Genomic DNA, 18,809 nt, shown 5'->3' on the forward strand with positions numbered 1-18,809 from the left:
GTAAAACCCGAAACGCTTTAATCCAACGGTGTCAAACCACGTTCAGCCTTTGGCAACAAGGGGTTCCAAGGAAAAAGGCGCGCCTGTCATGGCGCGCCTGTCTTGAAAACAGCAAGAGATTACTTCCCGTCTTCTTCCTGCATCAGGTCCACATCCGCTTCGGCCTCATCATCATAGTAGCCATCCGCGCGGAGTTGTTCTTCACGCTTCTTCTCGACCCGGGCGACGAGGAAGATCGACACCTCATAAAGGCCGTAGACCACCACGAACAAAATGATCTGTGTGATCACGTCGGGAGGGGTCACGAGCGCGGCAAGCACCAGAATGGCAACCACCGCGTATTTGCGGACACCGCCAAGCCCCTCAGCCGTGACCAGCCCTGCCTTGCCCATCAGCGTCAGCAACACGGGCAGTTGGAAACACAACCCGAAGGCCACGATGAACTTGATTGTCAGGTTCAGGTATTCCTGCGCGGAGCCTTGGAACACCACGCTCAGCGGTGCAGAGGTGGCGCCATCCACGACGGCCTCACCTTCAGCGCCGAACTGCTGGAACCCGAGGAAAAAGTCATAGGCCAACGGCGTTACGACGTAGAAGGCAAAGCTTGCCCCCAACAGGAACATGAAGGGCGAGGCCAACATAAACGGCAGGAACGCGTTCTTTTCAGACCTATAAAGCCCCGGAGCAACAAAGCGCCACATCTGCATCCCGATATAGGGGAACGCCAGAATGAAGCCCCCAAGTAGCGACACCTTGATCGCAACAAAGAAGCCTTCCTGTGGCGAGATGAAGATCAGCCCGCAATCCTGCCCACGCTCATTCAACACCTCACACAAAGGATGCGTCAGGAAGTTGAAAAGAGGCGTCGCAACCGTGAAACAGATGATCATACCGATCAGAAACGCCACGACGCAGTGAATGAGCCGTGTGCGCAATTCGGCCAGATGCTCGATCAGCGGCGCCGAGCTGTCTTCGATTTCGTCGGTCTTGCTCATGTCTTGTTCTCAGTGTTCAGCGCTGCTTCGGCCTCTTCGGCCTTGGCCAGCGCATCAGCGGCTTCTTTGGCCTTGCGCTCGGCAGTGGCGCGGGCGGAGGTGGCTTGAATCTTCTTGGCCTGTTCAGCACGTTCAGCCGCCAGCTTGCCCGTTTCGCTTTCAGGATCGAACTTGGTCGGGTCGATGCTACTGCTCAGATCCTGAGCGGCCTTTTTCACACCGTCCATCGCGCTGTTCACGGGATTCGTGGTCGCGTTCAGGCCTTTCTTGATCTCGTTCACACCCGCCTGATCGGCAGCCTCGTTCATAGCGCTGGTGAATTCGCGCGCCATCCCACGGGCCTTGCCGACAAACCGCCCGACATTGCGAAACAGCACGGGCAGGTCTTTTGGCCCCACCACAATCAGGGCAACGATGCCGATAACCAGAAGCTCGGTCCAGCCCAGATCAAACATCCGGGTTTAGACCTTGTCTTTCTCGGTTTCGGGCGTGACGTCCTTGGCCACCTCGGCTGCATCCTGCTCCAGCTCGTCCGCGCCTTCCTTGACGCCTTTCTTGAACGACGTGATGCCCTTGCCAACCTCACCCATCAGCGAACTGATTTTTCCGCGGCCAAACAGCACCAGCACCACAACAGCGATCAGCAGCAGGCCGGGAAGTCCGATATTGTTGAGCATGTTTATTCTCCTTCACAAAGGCGCACTGCGCCTGAACCCTTTTCTGACCCCGTGTTTACGCGGCAAGCCGCGTTCTCAAAAGGTGATCGAGCCAATTCTGGCGGCAAATTTGATGTGATCTTGCGGATTCATGGCCCTCGCTTTTCTCAACTGACAGGTTTATGTCAGTTGTAACGGGCTAGGACAGCGGTATCGCAACCTGGTCAACGGAGAAACACATGACCCATGTCGCCGAAATCGTCACCTTCACCCTGGCCGAGGGCACCTCACCCGAGGCCTTCGTCAAACTCAGCCAATCGACCGAGAGCTTCGTGCGCGCAGCACCCGGCTTTGCCCACCGCCACCTCAGCCATGGGGAAGACGGCCGCTGGACGGACTATGTCGTTTGGCAAGATATGAACGCTGCTCAGACGGCGGCTGCAGAATTCCCGCAACAGGAGTTTGCACCGGCCCTGATGGCGGCCATCAACCCCGAAAGCCTGCAGATGCGGCATGAGGCAGTGTTATGGAACATGACCTGACACAGGTCAGAACGGCGTATCATGCGCCGGACTGATCGCCTGTTCGACATCATTCAAATCCTGCGCGACGGTAAACTACACCGCGCGCAGGACATCGCGGACCGGCTCGAGGTTTCGGTCCGCACGATCTATCGCGACATGGACACTCTGGTCGCCTCGGGCGTTCCCGTCGAAGGCGAACGCGGCGTGGGTTACATGGTGCGCGAGCAGATCACTCTTCCCCCACTCAACCTAACCACGGCCGAGCTTGAGGCGCTGAACCTCGGGATGGCCATCGTAGCCGAAGCAGCTGACCCAGACCTGAAAGCCGCAGCCGAGTCTCTGGCGGAAAAGATCGACGCCGTCCTGCCCACGCAGGTCGTGGCCGAGGCCGATACTTGGAAATTTGCGGTCTACCCCTTCGCCGACGCCGCGCGCGGATTGGCACATATGGCCCCACTCCGCGCCGCCATCAAAACCCGTCAGAAGCTGCACCTGTCCTACCGCCGCATCGACGGCACCTTGACCGAACGCACCATCCGCCCCCTCCATATGGAGTATTGGGGCCGCGTCTGGACCCTCACCGCATGGTGCGAGCTGCGCAACGGCTTTCGCGTTTTTCGCATCGACCTGATCGAAACCGTCACACCCCTGCCCGAACTTTTCACAGACGAGCCGGGAAAACGCCTGAGCGACTTCGATCCAAACGAGTGATCCGCCCTTCATCTGGCCAAAAATATCCCCGCCGGAGGCATGGCCCGGAACGGGCCATTCTGATCACCTCAGATAAGGCTCAGGATCAACCGACTCGAACCCTTTGCGGACTTCGAAATGCACATAAGCATTGTCGCCGCCGCGAAGTTCCGCCAGTTTCTGCCCCCGCCGCACGCGATCACCTTTCTTGACGGTGATATCCTCGACATTGGCATAAACTGTCAGCAAGTCATTGTTATGCTTCACAACGATGATCGGAACCTGATCGGCATCTGCGGTAATCGCGGCCACGGTGCCTGCCTCGGCTGCGGTGACCGACGTGCCCGGCGCGGCCGCGATGTCGATGCCTTCGTTCTTACCCTTGTCATAGGTCCGGATAATGTTGCCCGCGACCGGCAAGGACAGCGCGGAAGAGCTAGAACTTCTGGTGGGCGCTTCGGCTGTGACATCCGGGGCTTCGGGCGCCTCGGCCAAAGGCGCGACCTGCTCATCCGGGAGGGGCTGGGTCGCACTCGGCGGTGTCGGTGTCGGAGATCCCTGCCCCGGCTGCGTCACCTCTGTCGCAGCGACCGGAGCCGCAGCCGCCGCCTGACGCGGCGCGGCCTGGTTCTTCACCGGGATTAACAGATACTGCCCCTCACGAATGGCGAAATCCGGGCCCAACCCGTTCCATTCGCCCAAAGCCTCAACCGGAACCTGATAGAGACGCGAGATGGTAAAGGCCGTCTCGCCCCGCTTCACCTTGTGGCGCAGCGGCTCTGGACCAGAGGCGACCGGTGCAGGCGTTGGCGCCGGTTCGACCGGCTTCAGCACCGTCGTCTGCACCCCGCCCGTATCCGGGGCCTGATCAATCGCGTTTCCAGCGATTGAGGCAATATCCACACCGCTTGATGCCCCTACGGATCGCGGCAGGGCCAGAACCTCACCCTCGCGCAGCGTGTCGGTTGTCTGCAAGCCGTTGAACCGCGACAGCTCACCTTCCGGCAGGCCGACCCGAGCCGCCACATCGCGCACTGTATCGCCCCGGCGCGCCACGGCTACCTGATAATTCGGATAAGTGATCACCCCGCGCGCATCGGGTGCGGGGCGGCTGGTGGTTGCGGATTGCGCCGCATCCGTGGTGGAAAACCCGCCGAGTTGTCCGCGCAGGTCGTAGTCCAACGGCCCTTCGCACCCGGCCAGAATGGCCAGAGCGGCAACTCCGGTCGCACAACGGCGCATCGTTGATTTGGTAACTGCTCTCATGACTTTTGTCCTCAACACCTGCCCCTGTTATCCGGGGTTCCGGCGATCCATTCCAAAAAAACCTGTTACGTCTCGTCCTTGCCAAGCCCTTCGAGCAGCGGCACGAACCGAACCGACGTCAATTCATCATAGTCCAATCCGGTCTCGGTGCGCGTCACCTTGATCAACTGCTGCACCGCATCCGACTGCCCGACGGGTAGCACCATGATACCCCCGATTTTCAGCTGCGCCAAGAGCGGGCCCGGCGGGTCCTCGGCTGCTGCGGTCACGATGATCCGATCAAAGGGGGCCTGCTCCGGCAAACCGAACGAACCATCCGACAGCATCGACGTGACATTGGTCAGCCCCAGTTCGGCAAACAGCTTGCCGGTCTCGCTGACAAGCCGCCTATGCCGTTCAACCGTGTAAACGCGCCGCGCCAGTTTCGCCAAAATCGCCGCCTGATACCCCGACCCGGTCCCGATCTCGAGAACAGTGTCTCGCGGACGCACATCCAGCGCCTGTGTCATTAACCCCACCACCGAGGGCTGGCTGATCGTCTGACCACAGGCGATGGGCAGCGGCATATCCTCATAGGCGCGGTCGGCGAACAGACCGGTGACGAAGCGCCCCCGGTCGACCGCCTCCATCGCGGCGAGGACACGCGCATCGGTCACGCCTCGCTTTCGCAAGGCGAACAGGAACTGCATGACGGTTTCTGGGTCCAGTCCACTCATTCGATCGACTTCAATGCCTCTAGCGTGTCATGCGCGGTCAGATCCGCGCGCATCGGCGTGACCGAGATATAGCCTTCCAGATTGACCGCCGCATCCGTGCCCGGCGCGGTCGGGTTGTGCTGATACCCGCCCTTGATCCACAGAAACCGCCGCCCCGAGGGCGAGCTGTGCGGCTCGACCGAGAAATGCGTATCGCGGCGGAACCCTTGCGGGGCAACTCGCGTGCCCAGAACCTCATCGGCGGGAACGGGTGGAAAATTCACATTGTAGAACAGGCGGTAATCGCCCTGTTCTGTGGGCGTCGCGTCCAGAATGCGGCGTACCAGATCAGCGCCAAAGCGACTGGCGGCCTCGAACGGATCCTCGAGCCCCAGATTGCGCGGGCCGAAATACTGCGACAGGGCAATGGCCGGCACACCCTGCAAAGCGGCCTCCATCGCGCCGCCAATGGTGCCGGAATAGAGCGTGTTTTCCGCCGAGTTGTTGCCCCGGTTCACCCCAGACAACACCAGATCGGGCGGGCAGTCCTTCATCACGTCATGCAGCCCCGCCAACACACAATCCGCCGGAGAGCCTTCGGCCGCAAATCGCCGCTCATCCAGTTTGGCGACCATCATCGGATGGGTGTAGCTGATGCAATGACCGACACCGGATTGCTCGAAGGCCGGGGCCACGACCCAGACCTCGCCGTCTGGCCCGGCCAGATCCTTTGCAATCGCCTGAAGCGTGATCAGCCCCGGCGCATTGATGCCATCATCATTGGTAATCAGAATACGCATGACCGTCCCACCCCCGCGTTTCGCCCTTGATAGACCCGACCCCGCGTTGCGGCAAGCAATGCAGGCCCGCAATCTGCGGCTTTCGCGCACCACTTGCGGGTAAATTGCGCTCTATCTAGGGAAAACGAAACAGCGGTCGCGTCGGATGGTCAGCCACATCGCCCGCCCAGGCGCGGGGACAAACACGTTCGGAACGGTCGCCTTGAGGATCGAGCCGTCATAGTCCATCCGAAACTCGACCAGGCTTTCATTGCCCAGGAACCGGGCCCGCTCAACCACGCCGCGCGCCGCGACGCCGTCTGTGGCCGTGGGCAAAGGCCCTTTGCCGTTTCGGTCGAAATCCAGCCGGAGATGTTGGGGGCGGAAAACGATCTCGACATCGGTACCGTCCGGAAAGCCCGGCGCCAGGAATTGTCCGAACGGGGTCTCGGCCAAGGCACCATTCACTTGCGCCTGCAAAACGTTGACATCACTGAAGAATGCGACGGCTGCCTTGTCCGCTGGCCGCGTGTAGACGTTGTAGGGCGCGCCTTGCTGCACGATCTTGCCGCCCCGCATCAAGGCGATCTCATCGGCCATGCGCATGGCCTCTTCCGGCTCATGGGTGACCAGCAGAACGGCGGCGTCTTCCTCTTTCAGGATCGCAAGCGTTTCGTCCCGGATACCGTCGCGCAGACGGTTGTCGAGGCCCGAGAACGGCTCGTCCATCAGCATGATCCTGGGGCGCGGGGCCAGAGCGCGCGCCAAAGCCACCCTCTGCTGTTCTCCGCCGGACAGTTGATGCGGGAACCCGTCGATAAATCGCATCAGATCGACTTTGGTCAGCAGTTCCTCAACCCGGGCGCGCTTCTGATCCTTACTGCCTTTCAGGCCGAAACTCACATTGTCGGCCACGCTGAGATGCGGGAACAGGGCAAAGTCCTGAAACATCAACCCAATCTCGCGGCGTTCAGGTGGGACACGGAACACCGTGTCGCAGATCAGTTTGCCGTCGACATAGATCTCGCCCGAGTCCTGCATCTCGACCCCGGCGATCATCCGCAAGGTTGTGGATTTGCCGCAGCCGGACGGCCCAAGCAGGCAGGTCACCCGCCCCGCCTCGACCGTGAGCGAGACGTCATCCACCACAACCCGGCCTTCGAACCGGCGGATCATATTGCGAATTTCCAAACGAGGAGGAGTTGCGTTGCCTGTCACAGATGGGTCCTGTTGCCTTTCCCGATCAATTCCATCGGGCTTGAGCGGGGATAGCAACCCCGCCCGTCCGGCGCAAGGGATCAGCTATTCCGCAAGCAGCTCGAAATCGACACCGGCGCGGATTTTTCCGTTCACCTGAACCTCAAGCCGATGCGCGCCGGGCACCAGTTTGAACGTGGTCGCATTGCCTTTGAGCTTGTGACGTTTGTCCAGACGCAACGCGCCGTTCTTCAGCGCGGCCTGTTTCAGCTTGTGAACCTTGGCCGAGGTTTTTCCGTTAGGGCGTTGAAAGTGAATGATATAATCCACCAAAACCGGTTGATCAGCAGACCCTTTCAAATCGACCGAGAACGCCAAAGCACCATTGATCCGGGCCTCGCCGTCCACTGAAATATCTGCAGTGACGTCCGCGTCCGGGTCATAACCCAGCATCTTCATCGCCCCCGGATACCCCGCCTTCACAAGCCCACGCAGGGTATGAGAGATCATCCACTCCAGCTCTGCCTCTTCTTGCTCACCCGCTTCGCGCCAGCGCTGCAGGCAGTCCAGAACCAGATCGGGGTCCTTTTTGGTAATATCGTTCAGATGGTTCGCAACCGAGCGCGTCACATAGCGTGTTTTGTCCCGATGCAGTTCATCCAGCAAAGGCAAGGGGTCGGTCAGCGCAAGACCCACCACCTGCCCCCATGGCAAACGGGGCCGTGTGCCCTCGCTGACCAGACGGCGCACATGATAGCTGTCGTGTTGGCTCCAACGCTGCATCCGAGCCAAGACCAGATCGGGGTGGCTGTTCAGGAACGGACGGATCGCCCATTCCATCGAAAAGCGTTGAGTCAGCTCCTCCAGAACATCCAACGCCAGCTCTGGATGCTCGGACCCTACCGCGACAACCCAATCCCCAAGCGGCGCAAAGATGAAATCGCCGAAATCATCATCTGTCTTGCTGGGATCCAATGGCGGCGGCAAGGCGCGCAGGATCACCGGCGCAACCGATGGCAAATTGCCTGGAAAGGATTGCTGGAGGCAATCGGCGATCCAGGCCATTCTCTCTTTCAGTTCCAAGTCCAACAGGCGCGACATGACCTGCGCTTCGAACGCCTCGGCGTCGAATTCCGGGTCCGCCACGTGGAACAAACCCGCCAGATAGCGGGTCTTTTCCATGTTGAACAATTGGTCCTTCAGAGAGAAATTCTGTGCCATTCCTACATCGTCAAATTGGTTGCACCACCGTCCAGCAGGATGTTCTGCCCAACGATAAAGCCCGCATGTTGAGAACACAGGAAAGCGCAGGCCGCGCCGAATTCCTGACGCGTGCCGTAGCGACGCGCCGGGATCGTGGCGGACCGGGCCGCGCGGGCCTCATCCAGTGAAATGCCCTGCTGATTGGACACACCGGTATCCAGCGACAAAGCGCGGTCGGTGTCATGAATCCCCGGAAGCAGGTTGTTGATCGTCACGCCCTGCGGGGCGACCTGACGCGCCGTTCCGGCCACATAGCCGGTCAGCCCGGTGCGCGCAGCATTCGACAGACCCAGAACCGGGATCGGCGCGCGCACGGATTGCGAGGTGATATTCACCACCCGCCCCCAACCTTTGTCCATCATCCCCGGCAATAGCGCTTTCATGAAAGCGATCGGCGTCAGCATGTTGGAATCCAGTGCCTTGATGAAATCCTCACGATCCCAGTCCGACCACAAACCCGGAGGCGGCCCGCCAGCATTTGTGACCAGAATATCAATGCCTTGCGCGGCCTCAATCACTTGTTCCTGACCTTCGGCTGAGGTCACATCACAGGCCACCGTCTCAACCGCGACACCATGGTCCGCACGCAACCGCGCCGCTTCAGCTTCAAGTGCTTCAGCACCGCGCGCATTCATCACCAGATCGACGCCTGCTTCGGCCAACGCCTCGGCACAGCCCAGTCCAAGCCCTTTGCTGCTGGCACACACCAACGCACGCTTGCCGCGAATTCCCAGGTCCATACTGATCCCCTCTGTCTGTTGTTGCCCGCATGTCTAACACCAGCCAGACAGAGAAGACCAGAATTCAACAGGCCTTAGTAGAAGAACTCTTCCCTCACGATTTTGCCATCGGCCACGTGGTAGACACCCACTTCGCTCATATCGAAATTCTCGCCGCTTTCTATGAACTTGCCCTTGATCTCGAAAATCACGGCAAAGCGGTCGTCGCCATGCAGCATCGGATCGCTGACCGAGACATGGCTGACCTCTGCTGCGTTGTCCCACCATTCATGTTTGCCGCGAATGGCGTCGAGACCCTGAACCTCACGCCCCATGCCAACGTCATCTACCGCCTCGGCCGAGACAGCATCCGCAGCATAGAGTTTACCCAGATTTTCAGCGGTCCGGTTTTCGCGGCAACCGGCCACAAGCTCGTTCGCAATCTCTTTCAATTCCATTGGTTCACTCCCATAATTTGTTCTCTATATGTTCTGATTGCCACAGCTTGCCGATTCGAACCAGTCCGTTTGTCTTGCTTCGGCGGGTTTCCCCGCCTATACGCGCGCTCATGCTTGATACCGCCTCGAACCAACCCGTATTGCCGCCCGAGATCGCTCGTCGTCGGACATTCGCCATCATCTCGCACCCGGATGCGGGCAAAACGACGCTGACCGAAAAGTTTCTTCTGTACGGGGGTGCGATCCAAATGGCTGGTCAGGTGCGCGCCAAGGGTGAGGCGCGGCGTACGCGGTCGGACTTCATGCAGATGGAGAAGGACCGAGGGATTTCGGTATCCGCCTCGGCGATGTCCTTCGACTATGGAGATTTCCGGTTCAATCTTGTCGACACGCCCGGCCACAGTGACTTTTCGGAAGATACTTATCGCACGCTGACTGCGGTGGATGCCGCCGTTATGGTGATCGACGGAGCGAAAGGTGTGGAGAGCCAGACGCAGAAGCTGTTCGAGGTCTGCCGCCTGCGCGATCTGCCGATCCTGACCTTCTGTAACAAGATGGACCGCGAAAGCCGCGATACGTTCGAGATCATCGACGAAATTCAGGAAATGCTGGCCATTGACGTCACGCCTGCCGCATGGCCCATCGGCGTGGGCCGCGACTTCATCGGCTGCTATGACATGCTGCGCGACCGGTTGGAACTGATGGACCGCGCCGATCGCAACAAGGTGGCCGAGAGCATCCAGATCGACGGTTTGGATGATCCCAAACTGGCCGAACACGTGCCCGAACACCTGCTGGAGAAGCTTCTGGAAGAGGTCGAGATGGCGCGCGAGTTGCTGCCCGCGCTCGACCCCCAGGCGGTGCTAGAGGGGCACATGACCCCGATCTGGTTCGGCTCCGCGATCAACTCGTTCGGCGTGAAAGAGCTGATGGAGGGCATCGGCGCCTATGGCCCGCAGCCGCAGATCCAATCGGCCGAACCCCGTCAGATCTCTCCGGACGAAAAGAAGGTCGCCGGTTTTGTCTTCAAGGTGCAGGCCAATATGGACCCCAAGCACCGCGACCGGGTGGCGTTTGTGCGTATGGCTTCGGGACATTTTAAACGCGGCATGAAACTGACCCATGTGCGGTCGAAAAAGCCGATGGCGATCTCGAACCCCGTCCTGTTCCTTGCCTCGGACCGCGAACTGGCCGAAGAGGCATGGGCCGGCGATATCATCGGTATCCCAAACCACGGCCAGCTGCGTATCGGCGACACACTGACCGAAGGCGAAGCGATCCGCGTGACCGGCATCCCGTCCTTCGCGCCGGAACTGCTGCAGACCGTCCGTCCGGGCGATCCGATGAAGGCCAAGCATCTGGAAAAGGCGCTCATGCAATTCGCCGAGGAAGGCGCGGCCAAGGTCTTCAAGCCGTCGATCGGCTCGGGCTTTATCGTGGGCGTCGTCGGTGCGCTGCAATTCGAAGTGCTCGCCAGCCGGATCGAGATGGAATACGGCCTGCCGGTGCGATTTGAGGCGTCTCAATTCACCTCGGCCCGTTGGGTCAGCGGTGAGAAGGCCGAGGTTGAGAAATTCGTCAACGCCAACAAACAACATATCGCCCATGACCACGATGGCGACATAGTCTATCTGACCCGTCTGCAATGGGATATCGACCGGGTCGTGCGCGACTATCCGGCACTTAACCTGACGGCCACCAAAGAGATGATGGTGTGATCCAACTGCCTGATTGCACAGCCAATCCCGGCTGTGCAATTCTGCCCGCATGAGCGATGACGACCTGACCTTTCCCGGCGGCCTGCCCGACATGCTGGAGATCCTGGAAAACAGGCGCGCGCCTTTTGTGTTCGGCCCCCGCCCCCTGCCCGATCTGGACGTTGATCTGGACGCACTGGCGCAGCAGATCGTGCCGGAAGTTGCGACCCATGCCCCCGAAGGCGACGATGCCACCGCGTGGGACCAAAAGCGCGCCAAGATCGCGACCGAGTTCGTGGGCAATTCGGAATTGGCTTTCCTGAACGCCCAGCTGATCGCCAATCTGCGTAAACGCTCCTACCCGCGTCACACGCCCGCTTTGTTCCGGCGGCTCTGGGCCGAGCAATCGCCGCATCTGCTTGAAACGCTCGATCTGCGCTGGCTCGTCTCGTCGGTGCAGACCTTTGCTGATCACGGCGACACCACAACCCAACGCGAGGTCGGTCAGGCGCTGCGGATGCTATTCGGGCTGATGAAGCTCTATGAGTTCGAGCGGTTGTTCTCCAAACGTGGACCCGAGGAAACCCATTGGTTTCGCGGCAAAAGCACCGCTCCGCTGCCGTTGCAGATGCAGTCTTTCTCACTGGAGCGCGGCGGGCTGGCCGTGTCGCTGATAGCGCCGATTTGGACCAAGGCGCTGACCGATCCGACCATCGCGCCGCTAGCGGATCACCTGATGACCGAGCTGAACAAAGACCCCGGAACCGTCTTTCGCCGTTTGAAAAAGATGCGCGAACGGCGACTCGCCCGGATGCAGCGCCGATGACCACATGGGGTGTTGTCTCCATGGTGCGAGGGCCCGCGCAGGATATCCTGCGGTTTGCGGCCCATCACCTCGATCTGGGGGCCGACCGGCTGTACCTCTATCTGGATGAGCCCAACCCCGAGGCGCAGCACCATTTGGAGCAGCACCCGAAGATGCAGGTGACACTCTGCGATGACGCCTTCTGGCTTGGCCGGAACCGGACGCGGCCAGGCAAGCATCAAGTGCGCCAATCCACCCATGCCAGCTATACCTATCGCAAAACCGATCTGGATTGGCTGGCCCATATTGATGTGGATGAGTTCCTGTGGGCGGACACCCCCATCCCGGAACTGCTGGATACCGTGCCCGCAGACATCCCAGCCGTTCGGGTCCGCCCGATCGAGGCCATTGCCGGGACCGAGGACCTCTACAAAGCGCATATCCCCAAAAGCCCGGACCGCGAGGCTTTGGTGCAGGCGCTCTATCCCACCTATGGTGCCCATGTGCTTGGAGGGTTCCTCAGCCATGTGCAGGGCAAACTGATCGTGCGCACGGGTCTGAAAAAGCTGAGTTTTCGCATCCACAACCTGTTTCAGGACAAGACCCTCCTGCCCTGCAAATTCGAACTGCCCGGACTGGAGCTGTGCCACCATCACGCCCCGAGTTGGGAGCATTGGTTGAAACATTACCGTTTCCGGATGGAGCGCGGCTCGTACAAACCCGGCATGTCCCCGAACCTGCCCCGCGACCAAGGCGGCGTGAACAAGAACGAACTGTTCAGTCAGATCGAATCTGCCCGCGGCCTTGATGGGCTGCGCGCGTTTTACGATGAACTCAGCGCCGCCGACCCGGACGTCCGTGCGCGGCTTGAAGCACATGGTCAGATCCGGCACCGTCCCTTGCAACTGGGTGAAAAAGTGGCGAAACACTTTCCCGGAAGCTGCTGAATTGTTGCAAAAAATGCCAATTCCAGCCGGTTGACCCTGTCGGGATTTCTGTTCATTTGACCCCGCCCCACGTTTTTGTTATGTCCCGCCTCAAGCCGAAACGCGCATGGTGCGCATGGTCAGATGGACCCGGCATGACGCAGACGCGCGGGCCAGGTCAAGTGTCCGCAATAATCGGACATACATGACAAAGTTTACTGAACTGAACCTGAACCCGAAGGTCCTCAAAGCCATTGAGGAAGCCGGATACGAAACCCCCACTCCGATCCAGGAAGGCGCGATTCCACCCGCGCTTGAAGGGCGCGACGTTTTGGGCATTGCCCAGACCGGCACCGGGAAAACCGCAAGCTTCACGCTGCCGATGATCACCCTTCTGGCCCGTGGCCGCGCCCGTGCGCGGATGCCGCGTTCGCTGGTGCTGTGCCCGACGCGGGAACTCGCCGCGCAGGTGGCCGAGAATTTCGACACCTATACCAAGCATCTGAAACTGACCAAGGCCCTTCTGATCGGCGGTGTCAGTTTCAAAGAGCAAGAGGCTCTGATCGATCGCGGCGTAGACGTTCTGATCGCCACTCCGGGCCGTCTGCTGGACCATTTCGAACGCGGCAAGCTGCTGCTGACCGGCGTGCAGATCATGGTCGTGGATGAGGCCGACCGGATGCTGGACATGGGCTTCATCCCCGATATCGAGCGCATCTTCTCACTGACGCCTTTCACCCGCCAGACGCTGTTCTTCTCGGCCACCATGGCCTCGGAGATTGAGCGGATCACCGACACCTTCCTGTCCGCCCCCGCCCGGATTGAGGTCGCTCGTCAGGCGACCGCGTCCGAGACGATTGAACAGGGCGTGGTGATGTTCAAAGGCGGTCGCCGGGATCGCGAAGCCAGCGGAAAACGCAAGGTTCTGCGCGCGCTGATCGACGCCGAGGGCGACAAATGCACCAACGCGATCATCTTCTGCAACCGTAAGACGGATGTTGATATCTGTGCGAAATCGCTGAAGAAATACGGCTATAACGCCGCCGCGATCCATGGCGATCTGGACCAGTCGCAGCGGATGAAAACGCTGGACGGGTTCCGCGATGGGTCGCTGCGCCTGCTGGTTGCCTCGGACGTGGCGGCACGTGGTCTGGATATCCCGTCGGTTAGCCATGTGTTCAACTTCGACGTGCCCGGGCATGCCGAGGACTATGTTCACCGCATCGGCCGTACAGGCCGTGCCGGACGTGAAGGCAAAGCCGTGACGATCTGTTCGGGTCGTGACGAAAAGGCTCTGGATGCGATTGAGAAGTTGATCCAGAAGGAAATTCCGCGCCTCGACAACCCGGTCAAGGAAGAACCCAAGCCCGAGAAACCAATAGCCGAGAAGCCCGCCAAAGCTGCGGAAGGCAAGCGCAGCGAAGGCAAGCGCAGCGAAGGCAAGAAAGAGCGAGAGCCCCGCGAACCCAAGGGTCGCGGTCGTGGCCGCAAGGACGATCATGGCCCGGCCGTTGTCGGCATGGGCGATCATCTGCCCAGCTTCATCGCTCTCAGCTTTGATGAACGTCGCGCGGGCTAATCACCCAGGCGCTTAGATCGACAGCACCAGCGCCAGAATCGACGCACCCAGCAACAGCATCCCGGCGATCTCGCGCCGGGTGATGGTCTCACGGAAAAACAGGGTCGAGGCAAGCAGGCTGAGCAATAACTCAACCTGTCCCAGTGCTTTGACATAGGCCGCGTTCTGCAAGGTGAAGGCGAAGAACCAGCAGAACGAACCGCAGAGACTGGTCAGGCCAACGAACACTCCGGTTCGGCGCGTATTCCACACCGCGCGCAACTCGGCCCGGTCGCGCCACAACAGCCAGATCCCCATGCTGACGAATTGAAACGTGACCACTGCAGCCAGCGTGACCAAAGCGCGAAACCACGCGTCGATATCGCCCAGCTCAAGCGACGCACCGCGATAACTGACCGAGGAGAAGGCGAATAACACCCCCGAGCCCAGCCCAAGTCGCGAGGCGCGATTGGTCAGATGCTGCCACCACGCCCCGTCCCCTCCGGGTGTTTTGGACAAAAGCAGCACCGCCAGCAGCCCCGCGACGATCGCACCCAACGCCCCGGTCGAGACCTGATCGCCCAGCACCACAAATCCAACGATCGCGGTTTGGATGACTTCGGTTTTCTTGAAGGTGATACCGACGGCAAAATTGCGCTGCTTGAACAGGGCGACCACACAGATCGTCGCAAGGATCTGCGATGTGCCGCCGATGATCGCGAACACCCAAAACCGCGCGGATAAATCTGGCAGGCTCAAGCCAGTGACCTGAATCGCCACGACCAGCCCCAACAGGGCCAGAGGCAAGGAATAGGCAAAGCGCGCAAAGGTCGCCCCAGCCGCAGACAGTTTCACGCTGCTTAGCGATTTTTGCAGCATAAACCTGACCGTCTGAAAACCGGCGGCGGCGATGGTGATTGGAATCCATAGACTCATGAACTCCGTTCTGTCGCTAAATCAGGGTTTTGGCCAGAGCGGATGCGGCACCGGGTCCTTTGCCCGCCAGAAATACGCCCTGAAGATCTCGGCATAGGATGCGTAGACATAGGCCTCGTTGCAGTCCTGATACCGCTCTTTTCCCGATTGATAGAGCGCGGGTAGTTCGTACCAGGGGGCCGATGGGTTCATATGATGAACCACGTGCAGGTTGTTGTTCAGAAACAAGAAAGCCAGAAAACCGCGATCTTCGACGATCACCGTGCGGGCGCGTGATTTCTCATGCGCGCGGTGTTCAAGGAAGGTGCGGATCTTCACAAGGCCCAGCCCGATATAGGCCGACATGACATAGGCCCAAATCGGCATGGAGGAGTGCGCGACCACCCACAGAACCACCGCAACTCCGGGGATATGCAGCGCCCATGCAAGTGCGACCGAACGGTCTCCACGGATCAGGCTGTTCCATTCATCCCGCAGAAACATAACCTGCCCAATTGCAGGCCCCAACACCATACGCCCGAGCAGAGTGTTGTTGGCGGCAAGCAGCCTCTTTTGCCATCCAGACAGCTGCGCCCAGACCTTTGGGTCATGGTAGTTGCTCTCGGGGTCATCATAGGGATCTGTCAGGTTCGAATCCTGATGATGCGCAAGATGTAGGTCGCGAAACCGGTTGAACGGAATGAACAGGGTCAATGGCAGGGCCATCAGTGCCTCGTTCAGCCACTTGGTGCGAAACGGATGGCCATGCAATGCTTCATGCGTCAGCGAAGAATGAAGGGCGGCGATCGCGCCCATCATCGGGATAGCAAGCGACAGGCTCCAACCCGCCACGTAGAAAGTGGCAATCAACCAGGCGGCGTAACATGCGGAGATCAGGGCCAATGTGCCCCATTCGGGCGTTTCAGCTTTCCCCATGACGCCCCCAGGAGATCCCGGCCCAGACCCGCTCATAGACAATGTAAAGCGTCAGACCGATGGCGGTGTTGACCAGCGCCACCACGCCACCCACGGCAACCGACCCTGTGGCGATCAGGCCCACCAGAGTCATCATCACCAACCCCATCACATTCCAAATGAGTGGCTTCACGACAGATCTTCGTCGCGTTTCCATTCCGGACCCCGTTTTTTGTTGTTGTCACCAAAGCGTTACTCAACGGGCCGCGCGTTGGGAATTCTGAATATGATTAACAAAAATCATCAAAAGTGTTAATTTTCATCACATGATAGATAAAATCGACAAACGAGTGCGCGCTGTGCAGTTTCGCCAGCGGCTTTCCCGCGCGATGGAGGACTCCGGTGTCAGCCAAAGCGCCCTCGCCCGACATATCGGTGTCGACCGCTCGACCGTATCACAGCTACTGACCGATGAGGGCGCCCGCCTGCCCAACGCCCATGTGGTCGGCAGTTGCGCCTCTGCTCTGGGCGTCTCGGCAGATTGGCTGCTGAGCCTGTCAGATCGCCCCGAAAGCGCCGCCGAGCTGCTGGCCAGTTCTCTGACCATGACCGAGGCCCCCCGCGCCCTTGTCGATGAGCGTATTTTCCAATGGCATCAAGAGGCTGCGGGCTACAAAATCCGTTACGTGCCCGCCACCCTGCCCGATATGCTCAAGACCCGCGCCATACTCGAATGGGAATACGCCCCGCATTTGGGCCGCACTGCGGATCAAGCCATAGGCGCGTCCGAGGATCGCCTGTCCTGGATGCGTAGCGCCCAGTCGGACTATGAGATCGCCATGCCTTTGTATGAAATCCGTAGCTTCGCACTCGGCACCGGCTACTACGAAGGCCTGCCCTTACCGGTCCGTCTGGAACAGATCGACCACCTTGTGGACCTCAGCGAGCAGCACTATCCCCGCTTGCGCATCTATCTGTTTGATGCCAAACGCCTGTATTCCGCGCCGGTCACGATATTTGGCCCGCTTCTTTGCGTCTTCTATGCGGGCAGCCACTATATGGCCTTCCGCGACCGCGACCGGATCGAGGTGTTCAGCCGGCATTTCGACACCCTGATCCGCGAGGCTGAGATGACCGCTCGCCGATTCCCGGTATACCTGCGCGGATTGCGGGCCGAGATTGCAAAGGTCTGACGCCTCAAACGTGCGGTTTTTCAGATCCTATTGTATAGTGACACCGCGAACGCGCAGACACTCTACGGAGGATGATCAGAATGGACGCACTACAAACCGCTCAATACGCACGCGCCCTCTATTCCGCGCATGGCGACAGGGCCGAGGCGGAAGCCGCTCAGAAGATGCGCGAATGTGAGGCCGCGGGAAACACGCAAGAGGCCAAAGATTGGCAGGCCGTCCGCCGCACAATCCGCCAGATCCGAGGCCCGAATCAAGGCTGACGCCCTAGCTCTACGCGCTTGTAGCGCCATCAAAAACAACACGCTCCGCCCATCCGGTTAGCGGGCTGTTTCCGCTGGCCAGTAAATCGAAACAAGGTGCCCGGCCTTGTCTGATGGGCGGGCTCCAAACAATGGAATACCTGCCGTTTTCCGGGAAAAAACGTTTTCCCCAAGTTATACCCAGTTTTGACCAAAGTTTTCCCCAGGCTTCTCCCCGGATTCCGATTTGCGCAACCGCCGCCTCTGACGCAGCCTTGTGGAAACACTTGTCAGAATGCGAATCGAACTTGATGAAATCCGCAAGAAACATACTGCAACCGGAGCATCGTGCCCTGAAAACGGCTCTGTTGGTTCTGGATGAATGCAGCACGCTCAGCTTCGCCTCGGCCGTGGACCCGATGCGCGCCGCCAATCGTCTGGCCGATCGTCCGGCCTTTGATTGGGACTACGTGACCCCAACGGACGCGCCGGTGATGCTGACCAGCGCGCTCACCGTTCCCGGCATACCGCTGGCCCGTCTGCAAAGCTGCGACCTGATGATTGTGGTTGCCGGATTTCAAATGGCCCGCCAAGCGACCCCTAGCCTTCTCGCGGGATTGCGGCGCATCGCGGCCACGGGTGCCACCATAGCCGGCATAGACGGAGGGCCCTGGCTGCTGGCCGAGGCTGGTCTGCTCGATGGTCACAGCGCGACCACCCATTGGGACGACCTTGACAGTTTCGCGAGCCGCTTTCCCAATGTCGATGTTCAGGCAACCCGCTTCGCAATCTCCGAAAACCGCCTGACCTCGGGCGGAGCGATACCCGCGGTCGAGATGATGCTGCACATCATCGCCGCACGTCATGGCGCAAGCTTTGCCGCACGTGTCTCGAACCAGTTCCTGTACGAAGGCGCTCCGGCCCAAACCAAAACAGACGCCCCCAAGGCGAACCACCACTCCGCGCTGACGTCCAAAGCCAACAGCCTGATGGAGGCCGCCCTCGACGATCCGCTGCCACTAGCCCATATCGCCGACAGATTGGGCACCAGCCCGCGCACCCTGCAGCAGCAGTTTCGCCTACGCCTGAACACCACGCCGCAGGACCACTACTTGCAGCTGCGCATGGCCGAGGCCCGCCGTCTGGTGACCGATACCGACATGTCCCTGATGGACGTGGCCCAAGCCACCGGCTTCACCTCGCAATCCAGCTTTGCCCGCGCCTTCCGCTTAGCCCACGGGTTGTCGGCCCGTGACCTCAGACAGGATAGCGCCCACCCCACCCATCACTGACCGGATCCACTTCATCTGGCCAAA

The 18,809-nt window shown here is 60.0% G+C and carries 22 protein-coding genes; 9 read left to right on the top strand and 13 right to left on the bottom strand.

Annotated elements, in window-relative coordinates:
* Nucleotides 1–119: 119 nt before the first annotated feature.
* The 3 genes from tatC to J7394_RS13610 are packed head-to-tail and all read right to left on the bottom strand — an operon-like array spanning nucleotide 120 to nucleotide 1,672.
* Nucleotides 120–995, bottom strand: coding sequence for a twin-arginine translocase subunit TatC (gene tatC, locus J7394_RS13600; RefSeq protein WP_209253739.1), 876 nt, complete (start codon nucleotides 993–995; stop codon nucleotides 120–122).
* The gene (gene tatB, locus J7394_RS13605; RefSeq protein ID WP_209253742.1) at nucleotides 992–1,450 is read right to left on the bottom strand and encodes a Sec-independent protein translocase protein TatB; all 459 of its coding nucleotides are present in this window, start codon (nucleotides 1,448–1,450) and stop codon (nucleotides 992–994) included. The genes tatC and tatB overlap by 4 nt, the downstream gene beginning before the upstream one ends.
* 6 nt (nucleotides 1,451–1,456) lie before the next feature.
* A complete protein-coding gene (locus tag J7394_RS13610; RefSeq protein WP_170373887.1) occupies nucleotides 1,457–1,672 on the bottom strand; it encodes a twin-arginine translocase TatA/TatE family subunit in 216 nt (71 codons plus the stop codon).
* A gap of 218 nt (nucleotides 1,673–1,890) precedes the next feature.
* Here J7394_RS13610 and J7394_RS13615 point away from each other — a divergent pair, with 218 nt between their 5' ends.
* Nucleotides 1,891–2,193 carry a hypothetical protein gene (locus J7394_RS13615; RefSeq protein WP_209253744.1) on the top strand — a complete coding sequence of 101 codons (303 nt, stop codon included), beginning with the start codon at nucleotides 1,891–1,893 and terminating at the stop codon, nucleotides 2,191–2,193.
* Nucleotides 2,194–2,214: 21 nt separating this feature from the next.
* Complete coding sequence (locus J7394_RS13620) at nucleotides 2,215–2,886, top strand: YafY family protein (RefSeq protein WP_209253746.1); 672 nt, start codon at nucleotides 2,215–2,217, stop codon at nucleotides 2,884–2,886.
* Between the two features lie 63 nt (nucleotides 2,887–2,949).
* Here J7394_RS13620 and J7394_RS13625 read toward each other — a convergent pair whose 3' ends face one another.
* The 7 genes from J7394_RS13625 to J7394_RS13655 all read right to left on the bottom strand — a co-directional run bounded on the left by J7394_RS13625 (nucleotide 2,950) and on the right by J7394_RS13655 (nucleotide 9,242).
* On the bottom strand, nucleotides 2,950–4,131 hold the full coding sequence (locus J7394_RS13625) for a peptidoglycan DD-metalloendopeptidase family protein (RefSeq protein WP_209253748.1): 1,182 nt from the start codon (nucleotides 4,129–4,131) through the stop codon (nucleotides 2,950–2,952).
* Between the two features lie 65 nt (nucleotides 4,132–4,196).
* Nucleotides 4,197–4,847 (bottom strand): protein-L-isoaspartate(D-aspartate) O-methyltransferase, encoded by a 651-nt coding sequence (locus J7394_RS13630; RefSeq protein WP_170373891.1) that lies wholly within the window; start codon nucleotides 4,845–4,847, stop codon nucleotides 4,197–4,199.
* On the bottom strand, nucleotides 4,844–5,626 hold the full coding sequence (gene surE, locus J7394_RS13635; protein WP_209253750.1) for a 5'/3'-nucleotidase SurE: 783 nt from the start codon (nucleotides 5,624–5,626) through the stop codon (nucleotides 4,844–4,846). The genes J7394_RS13630 and surE overlap by 4 nt, the downstream gene beginning before the upstream one ends.
* A gap of 111 nt (nucleotides 5,627–5,737) precedes the next feature.
* The gene (locus J7394_RS13640) at nucleotides 5,738–6,781 is read right to left on the bottom strand and encodes an ABC transporter ATP-binding protein (RefSeq protein ID WP_247748213.1); all 1,044 of its coding nucleotides are present in this window, start codon (nucleotides 6,779–6,781) and stop codon (nucleotides 5,738–5,740) included.
* A gap of 126 nt (nucleotides 6,782–6,907) precedes the next feature.
* Entirely contained in the window at nucleotides 6,908–8,023 is a 1,116-nt protein-coding gene (locus tag J7394_RS13645) for a hypothetical protein (RefSeq protein WP_209253752.1), read from the bottom strand.
* A gap of 2 nt (nucleotides 8,024–8,025) precedes the next feature.
* Nucleotides 8,026–8,805, bottom strand: coding sequence for an SDR family oxidoreductase (locus J7394_RS13650; RefSeq protein ID WP_209253754.1), 780 nt, complete (start codon nucleotides 8,803–8,805; stop codon nucleotides 8,026–8,028).
* Nucleotides 8,806–8,879: 74 nt separating this feature from the next.
* Nucleotides 8,880–9,242, bottom strand: a complete 363-nt coding sequence (locus tag J7394_RS13655) for a nuclear transport factor 2 family protein (protein ID WP_209253756.1) — start codon at nucleotides 9,240–9,242, stop codon at nucleotides 8,880–8,882.
* A 110-nt stretch (nucleotides 9,243–9,352) separates the two neighbouring features.
* Between J7394_RS13655 and J7394_RS13660 the strand changes: the two genes are divergently transcribed.
* From J7394_RS13660 to J7394_RS13675, 4 genes are all read left to right on the top strand, one after another.
* Nucleotides 9,353–10,960, top strand: a complete 1,608-nt coding sequence (locus tag J7394_RS13660; protein ID WP_209253758.1) for a peptide chain release factor 3 — start codon at nucleotides 9,353–9,355, stop codon at nucleotides 10,958–10,960.
* Nucleotides 10,961–11,009: 49 nt separating this feature from the next.
* Nucleotides 11,010–11,765, top strand: a complete 756-nt coding sequence (locus J7394_RS13665) for a hypothetical protein (RefSeq protein WP_209253760.1) — start codon at nucleotides 11,010–11,012, stop codon at nucleotides 11,763–11,765.
* Nucleotides 11,762–12,691, top strand: coding sequence for a glycosyltransferase family 2 protein (locus J7394_RS13670; protein ID WP_209253762.1), 930 nt, complete (start codon nucleotides 11,762–11,764; stop codon nucleotides 12,689–12,691). The genes J7394_RS13665 and J7394_RS13670 overlap by 4 nt, the downstream gene beginning before the upstream one ends.
* Before the next feature lie 184 nt (nucleotides 12,692–12,875).
* Nucleotides 12,876–14,249, top strand: coding sequence for a DEAD/DEAH box helicase (locus J7394_RS13675; RefSeq protein WP_209253764.1), 1,374 nt, complete (start codon nucleotides 12,876–12,878; stop codon nucleotides 14,247–14,249).
* Between the two features lie 12 nt (nucleotides 14,250–14,261).
* Here the strand turns inward: J7394_RS13675 and J7394_RS13680 are convergent, their stop codons facing one another.
* The 3 genes from J7394_RS13680 to J7394_RS13690 are packed head-to-tail and all read right to left on the bottom strand — an operon-like array spanning nucleotide 14,262 to nucleotide 16,275.
* Nucleotides 14,262–15,164, bottom strand: coding sequence for an EamA family transporter (locus J7394_RS13680; protein WP_209253765.1), 903 nt, complete (start codon nucleotides 15,162–15,164; stop codon nucleotides 14,262–14,264).
* A gap of 21 nt (nucleotides 15,165–15,185) precedes the next feature.
* Nucleotides 15,186–16,079 carry a fatty acid desaturase gene (locus J7394_RS13685; RefSeq protein WP_209253767.1) on the bottom strand — a complete coding sequence of 298 codons (894 nt, stop codon included), beginning with the start codon at nucleotides 16,077–16,079 and terminating at the stop codon, nucleotides 15,186–15,188.
* Nucleotides 16,066–16,275 carry a DUF2061 domain-containing protein gene (locus tag J7394_RS13690; protein WP_209253769.1) on the bottom strand — a complete coding sequence of 70 codons (210 nt, stop codon included), beginning with the start codon at nucleotides 16,273–16,275 and terminating at the stop codon, nucleotides 16,066–16,068. Before J7394_RS13690 ends, J7394_RS13685 begins: the two co-directional genes overlap by 14 nt.
* A gap of 109 nt (nucleotides 16,276–16,384) precedes the next feature.
* Here J7394_RS13690 and J7394_RS13695 point away from each other — a divergent pair, with 109 nt between their 5' ends.
* The 3 genes from J7394_RS13695 to J7394_RS13705 all read left to right on the top strand — a co-directional run bounded on the left by J7394_RS13695 (nucleotide 16,385) and on the right by J7394_RS13705 (nucleotide 18,785).
* Complete coding sequence (locus J7394_RS13695) at nucleotides 16,385–17,251, top strand: helix-turn-helix domain-containing protein (RefSeq protein WP_209253771.1); 867 nt, start codon at nucleotides 16,385–16,387, stop codon at nucleotides 17,249–17,251.
* A gap of 80 nt (nucleotides 17,252–17,331) precedes the next feature.
* Nucleotides 17,332–17,514 carry a hypothetical protein gene (locus J7394_RS13700; protein WP_170373905.1) on the top strand — a complete coding sequence of 61 codons (183 nt, stop codon included), beginning with the start codon at nucleotides 17,332–17,334 and terminating at the stop codon, nucleotides 17,512–17,514.
* A 290-nt stretch (nucleotides 17,515–17,804) separates the two neighbouring features.
* Nucleotides 17,805–18,785 (top strand): GlxA family transcriptional regulator, encoded by a 981-nt coding sequence (locus J7394_RS13705; RefSeq protein WP_209253773.1) that lies wholly within the window; start codon nucleotides 17,805–17,807, stop codon nucleotides 18,783–18,785.
* Nucleotides 18,786–18,809: the final 24 nt, after the last annotated feature.

It is taken from the genome of Ruegeria sp. R13_0, from assembly GCF_017743995.1.
Classification (GTDB): domain Bacteria; phylum Pseudomonadota; class Alphaproteobacteria; order Rhodobacterales; family Rhodobacteraceae; genus Ruegeria.